11 protein-coding genes, 2 rRNA genes and 1 riboswitch (1 of these 14 only partly in view) are annotated in these 12,945 nt (G+C 40.0%); of the genes, 1 reads left to right on the forward strand and 12 read right to left on the reverse strand.

What is annotated here, in order from left to right; all coding sequences use genetic code 11:
* Window positions 1–4 precede the first annotated feature (4 nt).
* The 10 genes from purN to purE all read right to left on the reverse strand — a co-directional run bounded on the left by purN (window position 5) and on the right by purE (window position 10,010).
* Window positions 5–592 carry a phosphoribosylglycinamide formyltransferase gene (gene purN / locus M1D66_RS25560; RefSeq protein WP_086385331.1) on the reverse strand — a complete coding sequence of 196 codons (588 nt, stop codon included), beginning with the start codon at window positions 590–592 and terminating at the stop codon, window positions 5–7.
* Window positions 589–1,629, reverse strand: coding sequence for a phosphoribosylformylglycinamidine cyclo-ligase (gene purM / locus M1D66_RS25565; protein WP_001262439.1), 1,041 nt, complete (start codon window positions 1,627–1,629; stop codon window positions 589–591). The genes purN and purM overlap by 4 nt, the downstream gene beginning before the upstream one ends.
* A 105-nt stretch (window positions 1,630–1,734) precedes the next feature.
* Complete coding sequence (purF, locus tag M1D66_RS25570; RefSeq protein WP_000879025.1) at window positions 1,735–3,150, reverse strand: amidophosphoribosyltransferase; 1,416 nt, start codon at window positions 3,148–3,150, stop codon at window positions 1,735–1,737.
* Window positions 3,135–5,354: a phosphoribosylformylglycinamidine synthase II gene (gene purL, locus M1D66_RS25575; RefSeq protein WP_086385332.1), complete on the reverse strand. Its 2,220-nt coding sequence runs from the start codon at window positions 5,352–5,354 to the stop codon at window positions 3,135–3,137. The genes purF and purL overlap by 16 nt, the downstream gene beginning before the upstream one ends.
* On the reverse strand, window positions 5,338–6,021 hold the full coding sequence (purQ, locus tag M1D66_RS25580) for a phosphoribosylformylglycinamidine synthase subunit PurQ (protein WP_000666786.1): 684 nt from the start codon (window positions 6,019–6,021) through the stop codon (window positions 5,338–5,340). Before purQ ends, purL begins: the two co-directional genes overlap by 17 nt.
* The gene (gene purS, locus M1D66_RS25585; RefSeq protein ID WP_000278823.1) at window positions 6,018–6,272 is read right to left on the reverse strand and encodes a phosphoribosylformylglycinamidine synthase subunit PurS; all 255 of its coding nucleotides are present in this window, start codon (window positions 6,270–6,272) and stop codon (window positions 6,018–6,020) included. Before purS ends, purQ begins: the two co-directional genes overlap by 4 nt.
* On the reverse strand, window positions 6,265–6,984 hold the full coding sequence (gene purC / locus M1D66_RS25590) for a phosphoribosylaminoimidazolesuccinocarboxamide synthase (RefSeq protein WP_001170544.1): 720 nt from the start codon (window positions 6,982–6,984) through the stop codon (window positions 6,265–6,267). Before purC ends, purS begins: the two co-directional genes overlap by 8 nt.
* Window positions 6,985–7,072: 88 nt before the next feature.
* Window positions 7,073–8,380: an adenylosuccinate lyase gene (gene purB, locus M1D66_RS25595; protein ID WP_000625682.1), complete on the reverse strand. Its 1,308-nt coding sequence runs from the start codon at window positions 8,378–8,380 to the stop codon at window positions 7,073–7,075.
* Window positions 8,377–9,528, reverse strand: coding sequence for a 5-(carboxyamino)imidazole ribonucleotide synthase (gene purK, locus M1D66_RS25600; RefSeq protein WP_000196773.1), 1,152 nt, complete (start codon window positions 9,526–9,528; stop codon window positions 8,377–8,379). Before purK ends, purB begins: the two co-directional genes overlap by 4 nt.
* Window positions 9,525–10,010, reverse strand: coding sequence for a 5-(carboxyamino)imidazole ribonucleotide mutase (gene purE, locus M1D66_RS25605; protein WP_144596999.1), 486 nt, complete (start codon window positions 10,008–10,010; stop codon window positions 9,525–9,527). The genes purK and purE overlap by 4 nt, the downstream gene beginning before the upstream one ends.
* Before the next feature lie 110 nt (window positions 10,011–10,120).
* A riboswitch (purine riboswitch) is annotated at window positions 10,121–10,222 on the reverse strand.
* Window positions 10,223–10,497: 275 nt separating this feature from the next.
* Here purE and M1D66_RS25610 point away from each other — a divergent pair.
* A complete protein-coding gene (locus tag M1D66_RS25610) occupies window positions 10,498–10,749 on the forward strand; it encodes a hypothetical protein (protein ID WP_086385334.1) in 252 nt (83 codons plus the stop codon).
* A 43-nt stretch (window positions 10,750–10,792) separates the two neighbouring features.
* Here the strand turns inward: M1D66_RS25610 and rrf are convergent.
* Together rrf and M1D66_RS25620 are read right to left on the reverse strand one after the other, a co-directional pair.
* Window positions 10,793–10,908, reverse strand: a 5S ribosomal RNA gene (rrf, locus tag M1D66_RS25615).
* A gap of 49 nt (window positions 10,909–10,957) precedes the next feature.
* Window positions 10,958–12,945 (reverse strand): 23S ribosomal RNA (locus M1D66_RS25620) (it continues 934 nt past the right edge of the window).

The raw sequence follows: 12,945 nt of genomic DNA on the forward strand, positions 1-12,945 counted from the left end.
TATGTTAGTTAACAGTTGATTCTTTCACAGACTGAACAATTTGATTCACTGTATTTACGTATAATTTATGTTCAACTTGTTGAATTTTCTTTTGTAAGCTTTCTCTCGTATCCCCTTCAGAAACAACCACTGCTTCTTGTGCAATAATTGGCCCTGTATCCATACCTGCATCTACATAATGAATTGTTACTCCAGTTACTTTCACACCTGCTTCTAACGCTTGACCGACAGCATCTTTACCCGGAAAGCTCGGTAGTAATGATGGATGAATATTAATAATCTTTCCGCCGTATGCTTCTAGTAACGTCGGCCCGATTAAACGCATATATCCAGCTAAAATAACATAATCAACTTCATATTCTTCTAGCTTCTTTAATATCTCTTTTTCAAACGCTTCTTTTGACTCATATGCTTTCGCTGAAAAAGCGAAACACGGAATATGATGATAATTTGCCCGTCCAACAGCGCGTGCTTCTGGTTTATCACATACTAATAAACTAATTTCTGCATCCAATCTTTTTTCTTCTACCGCATTAACGAGAGATTGAAAGTTAGATCCGCTTCCAGAAGCAAAAACTGCTAATCTACTCATAGTGCTGTGCCCCCATTAAAAGTAACGCCAGCTCCTTGTATAGTACGTCCAATAATACGAGCCATTTCTCCTTGCTCTTCAAGAAGACGAACAACATCTTTTGCATCTTCTTCCTTCACTGCTACTACCATACCAATACCCATGTTAAAAATATTGAACATTTCTTTCTCTTCCAGTTTTCCAACTTCTTGAAGCAAACTAAAGATCGGCTGAATTTCCCAAGATCCTAGTTCAATCTCAGCACCGATTCCTTCTGGCAACATGCGTGGAATATTTTCAATAAATCCGCCACCTGTAATATGCGCCATACCGTATACTTCATGTTTCTTCAATAGTTCTAAAATAGGTTTGACATAAATTTTCGTTGGTTTTAATAACTCTTCACCAAGAGGTAGTTCTAAGCGGCCATAAATACGCTCTAAAGATAGTTCTCCATCTTCTAGTAACACTTTTCGTACTAAAGAGTAACCATTGCTATGAATACCGCTAGATGCTAAGCCAATTAGCACGTGACCAGCTTCAATCTTTTCACCTGTTACAATTTTCTTTTTATCAACAATCCCAACTGTAAAACCAGCTAAATCATATTCTTCCGTAGAATACATTCCTGGCATTTCAGCTGTTTCTCCACCGATTAATGCACAACCAGCTTGGCGACAGCCCTCTGATATACCTTTGACGATGTTTTCAATTTTACTAGGTTCAGCTTTACCACAAGCAATATAATCAAGGAAGAAAAGCGGCTCTGCTCCTTGGACAACAATATCATTTACACACATTGCTACTGCATCAATACCAATTGTGTCATGTTTATCTGCCATAAAAGCGAGCATCAATTTCGTTCCCACGCCATCTGTTCCAGATACTAATACAGGTTCTTCTAATGCAAATTTTGATAGATCAAACATACCTCCAAAACCGCCTAAACCGCCTAGTACTTCTTTTCTCATAGTTGTTTGTACGTGTTTTTTCATGCGAGATACCGCTTCATATCCAGCTTCAATATCTACTCCTGCTTGCTTATATGCATTCGCCATCGTTATTTACACCTCGTCTTTTAATTTCTCCCCATCCAGGGCGGGCTATTTTAAGAAAGGAGCTAGCTTCTACATCAAAAGAAGTAGAAGCTTGTTTCACTTTTCTTATTTCATACTTTCTAAAAGCTCTTGCTCATAATCATAAAGAGCTGTTGGATAGTCCCCATTAAAGTAAGCCATGCATAGGCCACCATATTTCCCTTCATATGGACGTCCAATTGCATCTACTAATCCATCTTCGCTTAAAAATGTTAAAGAATCTGCTCCGATCATTTCACGGATTTCTTCTACTGTATGATTTGCTGCAATTAATTCTTTTCTCGTTTGAATATCAATGCCATAGAAACATGGATATTTCAGAGGTGGTGAAGCAATTCTTACGTGAACTTCTGTCGCTCCAGCTTCACGAAGCATACGAACAATTCGTTTACTTGTCGTTCCTCTTACGATAGAGTCATCAATCATAACAACTCGTTTCCCTTCAACTACACCTCTTACTGCGGAAAGCTTCATCTTAACCCCTTGCTCTCGCAGTTCCTGAGAAGGTTGAATAAACGTACGTCCAACGTAACGATTTTTAATTAATCCTAACTCATATGGAATACCTGTCGCCTCCGCATAGCCAATCGCAGCTGAAATACTAGAGTCTGGTACACCAGTAACAACATCTGCTTCAATAGGAGCTTCTGCCGCTAAACGTTTCCCCATATTCTTACGTGCTGCATGAACGTTAACGCCTGCAATATTAGAATCTGGTCGTGCAAAGTAAATGTATTCCATACTACAAATTGCATGTTCTACATCGTTTGTGAAACGATCTACGTGAATTCCTTCATCATTAATGATAAGTAATTCACCCGGTTCTACATCACGAATGTATGTTGCACCTACTACATCAAAAGCACATGTTTCAGATGCTACAACGTAAGCATCCCCCATCTTTCCAATTGAAAGCGGACGGAACCCATTCGGATCTAATGCAACGATCATTTCATTTCCAGTTAGTAAAAGATACGCAAACGCACCTTTCACTTTGTTTAAAGCTTCTTTTACACTTTCAATTAAAGAATCTTTCGTACTACGTTTAATAAGATGTAAAAGTACTTCTGTATCTGAACTAGTTTGAAAAATACTGCCCTCTGCTTCTAATTCACGACGAAGCATTTTTGCGTTAATTAAATTTCCGTTATGAGCTAACGCCATACTATGATCGGAAAAACGGAACAACAATGGTTGAACGTTAGCAACTTCACTTCCACCAGCTGTTGCATATCGTACATGTCCGATCGCTGATTTTCCATTTAATCCTTCTAGCTCACCTCTTGAAAACACTTCTGATATTAAACCTAACCCCTTGTGACCGACGATTTTTTCCCCATTATTTACGACAATGCCTGCGCCTTCTTGCCCACGGTGCTGTAAACTGTGCAATCCGTAGTATGAAACTTGTGCTGCATTTTCATGCCCCCAAATTCCGAAAACGCCACATTCTTCGTTTAACCCCTTTATTTCAGCAAGCATGGGATTGCCCCTTTCCAAGCCTTTCTCATTTCATCTACATTTGCTGTAAGTAATACTTCATTTTCTTCATTATGAATTGTTACTTCATTTGTACTTGTTACTTCTCCAACTTGGATTGCTTCTACCACTTTCTCAAACGCCTCTTTATTTTCACGTTTTACAGTTATCACGAAGCGAGACTGTGATTCAGCGAATAATGCTGCTGTTGCTTCTCCATCTAATTTCACAGTAGCACCTAAGCCTTTAGCACCAATTGCACTTTCTGAAATCGCAACTGCTAAACCACCTTCAGCAACATCATGTGCAGATTGAACAAGACCAGCTTGAATTGCTTCTAATACTTGTTTTTGGTGTTTTAATTCTACATCTAAATCGATACTTGGTGATTGACCGAAAATTTTGCCGTGAATCATTTTCTGTAATTCACTTCCGCCAAACTCAGCTTTCGTCTCACCAATTACATACACTAAATCACCAGCTTGCTTAAACTCTTGTGTTGTTACATGTTTTAAGTCATGCACAAGTCCGACCATCCCAACAGTTGGTGTTGGATATACAGCTTCACCACTACGCTCGTTATACATCGATACGTTTCCGCCGATAACTGGTGTTTGTAATGTACGACAAGCTTCACTCATACCGTCTACTGATTTCTCAATTTGCCAGAAGATTTCTGGTTTTTCTGGGTTACCGAAGTTTAAGCAATCTGTAATTGCAAGTGGCTCTCCGCCAGAACATACGATGTTACGCGCTGCCTCTGCTACTGCAATTTTACCGCCCATCTCTGGGTCTAGATAAATGTAGCGAGAGTTACAATCTGTCGTCATTGCTAATCCTTTTTCTGTACCGCGTACACGTACAACTGCAGCATCTGAACCTGGCGTAACAACTGTGCTTGTGCGAACTTGGTAATCGTATTGATCGTATACCCACTCTTTACTTGCAATTGTTGGTTGCTGTAATAGAGCGAATAACGTTTCTTTATAATTTTCTACTTTTGGCGTTTCCATTTTCATTGCTTGGAATTCAGCAAAGTATGCTGCTTCTTTTGATGGCTTATGATAAATTGGTGCTTCTTCTGCTAAAGCATCTGCTGGAACTTCAGCTACCTTTTCACCTTTATGGAATAAACGAAGCATTTTATCTTCTGTTACTTTCCCCATCGTAACCGCTGCAAGACCATACTTCTCAAATAAATCTACTATTTCTTGTTCTCTACCTTTTTTCACGACAATTAACATACGCTCTTGTGATTCAGATAGCATCATTTCATATGGTGTCATTCCTGTTTCACGCTGTGGTACATCATCTAAGTACATTTCAATACCCATTCCTGCTTTACTTGCCATTTCTGCAGAAGATGATGTTAAACCAGCCGCACCCATATCTTGAATTCCAACAAGTGCATCAGATTGAATTAATTCTAAACACGCTTCAATAAGAAGTTTTTCCATAAATGGATCCCCTACTTGAACCGCTGGACGTTTCGCTTCTGAGCTTTCAGATAGTTCTTCCGACGCGAATGTTGCACCGTGAATACCGTCACGACCAGTTGATGCTCCTACGTACATTACTGTGTTACCAGCACCATGTGCTTGTCCTTTTTTAATGTCTTCGTGGTTAATCAAACCTACGCACATTGCATTTACAAGTGGATTTCCTTCGTAACATGGATCAAATTGTACTTCGCCGCCAACAGTCGGAATACCGATGCAGTTACCGTATCCTGCAATTCCTGCTACTACTTCTTCGAATAAATATTTCACACGTGGTGACTGTAATTCACCGAAACGAAGTGAGTTTAATAGAGCTACCGGACGTGCTCCCATAGAGAATACGTCACGAATAATACCACCAACACCTGTTGCAGCTCCTTGATATGGTTCAATAGCTGAAGGATGGTTATGACTTTCCATTTTAAATACAACTGCTTGATTATCACCGATATCTACAATTCCAGCACCTTCTCCAGGTCCTTGCAGAACGCGCTCACCTGTCGTTGGAAACTTACGAAGAACTGGTTTTGAATTTTTATAACTACAATGTTCAGACCACATTACAGAGAATAACCCTGTTTCTGTATAATTTGGCAGACGACCTAAAATCTTTTCAACCATGGCAAACTCTTCGTCTGTTAGCCCCATTTCCGCATATATACGCTCTTCTTTAATTTGTGTTGGATTTGGTTCAAGCATTAACGACATATGTTTCCCTCCACTGTTTTAAGATAGATTGAAAGACTTTTAACCCTTCAGCACCGCCAAGTAATTCATCTACAGCACGCTCTGGGTGTGGCATCATACCAAGTACATTTCCTTTTTCATTTACAATACCAGCAATATCTGAAACGCTACCGTTAGGGTTTTCTACGTAACGGAATGCGATTTGATTGTTCTCTTCTAATTGTTTAAGAGTCGCTTCATCACAATAGTAATTCCCCTCACCATGCGCGATTGGAATATTAATTATTTCATCTTTTCCATATTGTGATGTAAACATCGTTTCATTATTTTCAACACGTAACTGAACAGTGCGACACATAAATTTTAAGTTTTCGTTTCTCATTAACGCTCCTGGTAGTAATCCTGATTCAACAAGAATCTGGAATCCATTACATACACCTAAAATCGGCTTTCCTTGCTCAGCAGCTTTTTGCACTGCTTTCATTGCATTAGCAAAGCGAGAGATAGCACCGCAGCGTAAGTAGTCACCATAAGAAAATCCACCTGGTAGTAGAATTGCATCATATTCATCTAAATTCTCTGTATCGTGCCAAACGTAATCTACTTCTTCGCCAAGCTCATCTTTAATTGCATGGAACATATCGACATCACAGTTCGAACCCGGAAATACTATTACGGCAAATTTCACTGTGCGACAACCTCCTCAACTTCATAACGGAAGTCTTCCATTACAACGTTCGCTAATAGTTTTTCACACATTTCTTTTACCTTGCTATCTAAATCAGATACAGATTTATCAATTGTTAGTTCCATGTACTTTCCGATTCGAACGTCTTGTACTTCTGTGAATGAAAGACTATGAAGTGCTCCTTTTACTGCTGTTCCTTGTGGATCTAATACGCTTTCTCTTAATGTTACATATACCTTAACTTTATACATGTGAAATTCCCCCTAAACGTTTTAAAATCTCTTCATAAGCATCTGTTAAATTTCCAAGATCACGACGGAATACATCTTTATCAAACTTTTCATTGCTCGTTTCATCCCATAAACGGCAAGTATCTGGTGAAATTTCATCCGCTAAAATGATTTCTCCTTCTTCCGTTACACCAAACTCTAATTTGAAATCTACTAATCTTACACGACAGCTTGCGAAATGATCAATCAACACTTGATTGATTTGTAGAGCCATATCTCGTAATACACTTACTTGCTCTGGCGATGCAACGTTTAATACACGAATATGATCTTCCGTTACAAGCGGATCTCCTAAATCATCATCTTTGAAGTAAAATTCTACGATTGGTTCTGCAAGTACAGTTCCCTCTTCCATTCCTAATCGTTTTGAAAGACTTCCTGCAATTACATTTCTTGTGACAACTTCTAAAGGAATAATACTCACTTTTTTAACAAGTTGTTCTGTTTCAGATAACTTCTCAACAAAATGTGTTTTAATTCCCACTTCTTGTAACTTTCTGAACAATAAAGTTGTAATTTCATTGTTCAAACGACCTTTTCCTGTAATCGTCTCTTTTTTCTCCCCATTGAAAGCAGTCGCACTATCTTTGTACTCTACCCAAACCATATCTGCTGATTCTGTACGATAAATTCTTTTTGCCTTACCTTCATACAGCAATTCTAGCTTTTGCATTTCGCAAGCCCCCTGTAGTTTGAAAAATGTGAATAATATTTTTATAAAGAATGGCACAGAATGACTCTATTCTGTGCCATATGAAATTTTACGCTTCGTTTAATCCAAGGCGTTCAAAGATTGTATCAACGTGTTGCATATGATGCTCATAGTTGAAGCATTCATTAATTTCTTCTTGTGTTAACTTGCTTGTAATACGCTCATCAGCTTCTACAAGCTCTTTAAATTGTACTTGTGTTTCCCAAGCTTCCATCGCTTTAGGCTGTACGATATCATAAGCTTCTTCACGTACCATACCTTTGTCGATTAGTGTAAGCATTACGCGCTGAGAATAAATTAAGCCGTATGTTCTTGTCATATTACGTTTCATATTCTCTGGGTATACAGTTAAGTTTTTAACGATATTACCAAAGCGATTTAACATGTAATTTAATGCGATTGTAGCATCTGGTAAAATTACGCGTTCTGCCGAAGAGTGAGAAATGTCACGCTCATGCCATAATGGAACATTTTCGTAAGCTGTCATCATATAACCGCGGATAACACGAGCTAAACCAGTCATATTTTCAGAACCAATTGGATTACGTTTATGTGGCATTGCAGAAGAACCCTTTTGACCTTTTGCGAAAGCTTCTTCAACTTCACGTGTTTCACTCTTTTGTAAACCACGAATCTCAACTGCCATCTTTTCGATAGATGTTGCAATTAGTGCAAGTGTTGACATGTAGTGTGCGTGACGATCACGTTGCAATGTTTGTGTTGAAATTGGTGCTGCTTCTAATCCTAAATTTTCACAAACATATTTTTCTACGAATGGATCGATATTTGCATATGTACCAACCGCACCAGATAGTTTACCAACACGAACTGTATCAGCAGCTTGTTTGAAACGCTCTACGTTACGTTTCATCTCTTCATACCAAAGACCAAGTTTTAAACCAAATGTCGTTGGTTCTGCATGAACACCGTGTGTTCTTCCCATCATGATTGTGTATTTATGCTCTTTCGCTTTGTTAGCTAAAATGCTTACAAAGTTCTCTAAGTCTTTTAATATAATTTCATTCGCTTGTTTTAAGATGTAAGATAATGCTGTATCTACTACATCTGTAGATGTTAAACCGTAATGAACCCATTTACGTTCTTCGCCTAATGCTGGCGTTTCTGATACAGCACGAGTGAATGCAACTACGTCATGACGTGTTTCTTTTTCAATTTCATAAATACGATCAATATCAAATGATGCATGTTCACGAATTTTTTTAACATCTTCTTTTGGAATATCGCCAAGCTCAGCCCATGCTTCACAAGCTAAAATCTCAACTTCTAACCACGCTTTAAATTTGTTCTCTTCCGTCCAAATCGCACCCATTTCAGGGCGTGTATAACGACTAATCATCTTTTTCCCTCCAACAGTTGTTCTTGATGGTCCCAAATATGCAAACTCTTCGCTTTTTCTAGAGCGACTTCAATATTATCATTTAAAATATTAACATGCCCCATTTTTCGCTGTGCTTTTGCTTCTTCTTTTCCATACAAGTGTAAATAGCACCCGGTTAATCTATTCACTTGTCTTAGGACCCCTTCTATATGTTCGCCTAAAATGTTTACCATGACAACTGGTTTTAACAAATTTGTTTCTCCTAGAGGTAAATTACAGATTGCTCGAATATGTTGACCAAATTGACTCGTTTCACATGCATCCTGTGTATAGTGTCCTGAATTGTGAGGTCTTGGCGCTAATTCATTAATATAAATCTCACCATTATCTGTAGCAAACATCTCTACAGCTAGTGTTCCCACAAGTTCTAATTCATCCGCAAGTACCTTTGCATACGCAATTGCTTTTTGAGAAAGCTCTTCTGTAATGCGAGCTGGAACGATAGATTCATGTAAAATGTTATTTACATGAATATTTTCTGCTACTGGAAACACTTTTGTTTCACCACTTACACTACGAATCACAATAACTGATACTTCTTTTTCAAAAGGCACCCATTTCTCTAAAATACATTCTGCTTTATCCACAAGATTTCTTGCTGCCTCAACATCAGCTTCACTTCTTAAAACAATTTGCCCTTTCCCATCATATCCACCTGTCGTCGTTTTTAAGACGGAAGGGAATGATAACCCAGCAATTGCTTCTGTAAGCTGATCTTGATTTTGAACTAATCTATACGTTGCTACTGGTAACCCAGCCTTCTCAATCGCATTCTTTTCTGTAAAACGATTTTGCGTTGTATTTAACAACTGACTACCTTGTGGTAAGTACGCATGTTTTTCAAGCCATTGTAAACATCTATAATCAATATTCTCAAATTCATATGTGACAACATCACTTATCTCTGCTAAATGCTGAATTGCTTTTAAATCATCATATGGTGCAACAATTTCAATATCAGCAACTTGTGCACATGGCGAATGCTTTGTAGGATCTAAAACAGCAATTTTATATCCCATCTCCTTAGCTGCCAACGCCATCATTCTTCCTAGCTGGCCGCCTCCAATAATACCGATTGTTTTTCCAGGTAAAATGATTCTCGTCATACTAGCTCACTACCTTCACGCACATCTTTTTCAATCACTTCTCGTCTCAATTCTAATGCATCATGTATATCATCATGAAATGATCCAAGTATTTGTGCGGCAAGTAATCCAGCATTCGTTGAACCGGCTTTACCAATTGCAACAGTTGCAACTGGAACACCTCCTGGCATTTGGGCGATGGATAATAATGAATCTAAGCCGTTTAATGTTTTTGATTGAACTGGAACTCCAATTACAGGAAGATTTGTCTTCGCTGCAACCATTCCTGGTAAATGTGCTGCTCCACCAGCTCCAGCAATAATAACTTTCAATCCACGTTCACGAGCCGTCTCTGCATATTCAAACATATAATCCGGAGTCCGATGAGCGGATACAACTTTTTTCTCATACGGTATATTTAATTCATCTAAAATGTCACAAGCATATTTCATTGTTTCCCAGTCTGACGTACTTCCCATTATGACTCCAACTAGTGATTTCATATTAGAATCCCCCCGATTCAAATAAAAAAAGCCTGAAATAGAACAGTTTCTCTTTTACTATGAGAGAAAGCGCTCTACTCAGGCATACGTATCCCTTGTGAATAGAAAAATACCGAGTGACTTTCCCTCATAGTCTAACGAATAACGGTCGTTAGGTAGAGACTTGCAGGCCATATCCCCGCGATTATATGAGGTCTTATATTATTGTTTCTATGGCTATATTAACAATATTTCATAAACAATGTCAATAAATAATCGAATGTTTTTTTATTAGCAGTCAATAACGTTCGTGTTTTAGTTATATTCAAAAGAAGAATTGCAACTATATACAAGAAGAAAAGGGAATTAGAATATATATTTCTAGAGATCTATTTTATGTATTTATCGTTTAAATAGCACTTCAGTATGTTTTTAATCAAAATATATATACTCTTGTATTATTATAACGATTTAATTTCTAAGGAGGATAACTGTTAAAGAAAGAACTATGCTATTATCCTATTTATTTTTCTCTATTGCAGTAATTTCTGTAATTATTAAATATTTATTTATAGCATCTCATTATTTAAAATATATACTTATGATAGAAATAATGTGTCCTATTTTAAGTATTACTTTAGCGACATTAGGAAAATCAGGAACACAAAAAATCATTACTATTATTTTAAAGAGTCTCTATTTCATTCTTTTTTCGTCTGTAGCTTTATTAAATTTATGGATTATAGCATTCGGTAAATAAAAATAAACACAAAAAAACCTAAGTCAAAATAACTTAGGTTCTTGCTTGGCGACGTCCTACTCTCACAGGGACAAGGTCCCAACTACCATCGGCGCTAGAGAGCTTAACTTCCGTGTTCGGTATGGGAACGGGTGTGACCTCTCTGCCATCATCACCAAACTATGAAGGCATATTCCTTCAAAACTAGATAACATTTGCTACATATTATATGGTTAAGTCCTCGATCTATTAGTATTCGTCAGCTCCACATGTCACCATGCTTCCACCTCGAACCTATCAACCTGATCATCTTTCAGGGATCTTACTAGCTTACGCTATGGGAAATCTCATCTTGAGGGGGGCTTCATGCTTAGATGCTTTCAGCACTTATCCCTTCCGCACATAGCTACCCAGCTATGCCCTTGGCAGAACAACTGGTACACCAGCGGTGCGTCCATCCCGGTCCTCTCGTACTAAGGACAGCTCCTCTCAAATTTCCTACGCCCACGACGGATAGGGACCGAACTGTCTCACGACGTTCTGAACCCAGCTCGCGTACCGCTTTAATGGGCGAACAGCCCAACCCTTGGGACCGACTACAGCCCCAGGATGCGATGAGCCGACATCGAGGTGCCAAACCTCCCCGTCGATGTGGACTCTTGGGGGAGATAAGCCTGTTATCCCCGGGGTAGCTTTTATCCGTTGAGCGATGGCCCTTCCATGCGGAACCACCGGATCACTAAGCCCGACTTTCGTCCCTGCTCGACTTGTAGGTCTCGCAGTCAAGCTCCCTTATGCCTTTGCACTCTACGAATGATTTCCAACCATTCTGAGGGAACCTTTGGGCGCCTCCGTTACACTTTAGGAGGCGACCGCCCCAGTCAAACTGCCCACCTGACACTGTCTCCCGGGTCGATAAGACCCGTAGGTTAGAATTTCAATACAGTCAGGGCGGTATCCCACCAGCGCCTCCACCGAAGCTAGCGCTCCGGTTTCAATGGCTCCCGCCTATCCTGTACAAACTGTACCAAAATTCAATATCAGGCTACAGTAAAGCTCCACGGGGTCTTTCCGTCCTGTCGCGGGTAACCTGCATCTTCACAGGTACTATAATTTCACCGAGTCTCTGGTTGAGACAGTGCCCAAATCGTTACACCTTTCGTGCGGGTCGGAACTTACCCGACAAGGAATTTCGCTACCTTAGGACCGTTATAGTTACGGCCGCCGTTTACTGGGGCTTCAGTTCAGAGCTTCGCTTACGCTAACCCCTCTCCTTAACCTTCCAGCACCGGGCAGGTGTCACCCCCTATACTTCGCCTTACGGCTTCGCAGAGAGCTGTGTTTTTGCTAAACAGTCGCTTGGGCCTATTCACTGCGGCTTTCCGTTAAGAAAGCACCCCTTCTCCCGAAGTTACGGGGTCATTTTGCCGAGTTCCTTAACCAGAGTTCTCTCGCACACCTTAGGATTCTCTCCTCGCCTACCTGTGTCGGTTTGCGGTACAGGCACCTTTTATCTCGCTAGAAGCTTTTCTTGGCAGCGGGGAATCAAAGACTTCGCTCCATAAGGAGCTTCCCCATCACAGCTCAGCCTTTACGATAAGCGGATTTGCCTACTTATCAGCCTAACTGCTTGGACGTGCACAACCAATCGCACGCTTCTTCTATCCTTCTGCGTCCCTCCATTGCTCAAACGATAAAGAGGTGGTACAGGAATATCAACCTGTTGTCCATCGCCTACGCCTGTCGGCCTCGGCTTAGGTCCTGACTAACCCTGAGCGGACGAGCCTTCCTCAGGAAACCTTAGGCATTCGGTGGACGGGATTCTCACCCGTCTTTCGCTACTCATACCGGCATTCTCACTTCTAAGCACTCCACCAGTCCTTCCGGTCTGACTTCACTGTCCTTAGAACGCTCCCCTACCACTGATACCATTGGTATCAATCCGCAGCTTCGGTGGTGTATTTAGCCCCGGTACATTTTCGGCGCAGAGTCACTCGACTAGTGAGCTATTACGCACTCTTTAAATGGTGGCTGCTTCTAAGCCAACATCCTAGTTGTCTAAGCAACTCCACATCCTTTTCCACTTAATACACACTTTGGGACCTTAGCTGGCGGTCTGGGCTGTTTCCCTTTTGACTACGGATCTTATCACTCGCAGTCTGACTCCTAAGGATAAGTCATTGGCATTCGGAGTTTGACTGAATTCGGTAATCCGAT

Source organism: Bacillus sp. PK6-16 (assembly GCF_056530295.1).

What these genes read in the sequence shown, in the direction of transcription:
- purN (WP_086385331.1), bottom strand. Translation starts at nt 592, where the DNA reads ATGAGTAGATTAGCAGTTTTTGCTTCTGGAAGCGGATCTAACTTTCAA.
- purM (WP_001262439.1), bottom strand. Translation starts at nt 1,629, where the DNA reads ATGGCGAATGCATATAAGCAAGCAGGAGTAGATATTGAAGCTGGATAT.
- purF (WP_000879025.1), bottom strand. Translation starts at nt 3,150, where the DNA reads ATGCTTGCTGAAATAAAGGGGTTAAACGAAGAATGTGGCGTTTTCGGA.
- purL (WP_086385332.1), bottom strand. Translation starts at nt 5,354, where the DNA reads ATGTCGTTAATGCTTGAACCAAATCCAACACAAATTAAAGAAGAGCGT.
- purS (WP_000278823.1), bottom strand. Translation starts at nt 6,272, where the DNA reads ATGTATAAAGTTAAGGTATATGTAACATTAAGAGAAAGCGTATTAGAT.
- purC (WP_001170544.1), bottom strand. Translation starts at nt 6,984, where the DNA reads ATGCAAAAGCTAGAATTGCTGTATGAAGGTAAGGCAAAAAGAATTTAT.
- purB (WP_000625682.1), bottom strand. Translation starts at nt 8,380, where the DNA reads ATGATTAGTCGTTATACACGCCCTGAAATGGGTGCGATTTGGACGGAA.
- purK (WP_000196773.1), bottom strand. Translation starts at nt 9,528, where the DNA reads ATGACGAGAATCATTTTACCTGGAAAAACAATCGGTATTATTGGAGGC.
- purE (WP_144596999.1), bottom strand. Translation starts at nt 10,010, where the DNA reads ATGAAATCACTAGTTGGAGTCATAATGGGAAGTACGTCAGACTGGGAA.
- M1D66_RS25610 (WP_086385334.1), top strand. Translation starts at nt 10,498, where the DNA reads ATGCTATTATCCTATTTATTTTTCTCTATTGCAGTAATTTCTGTAATT.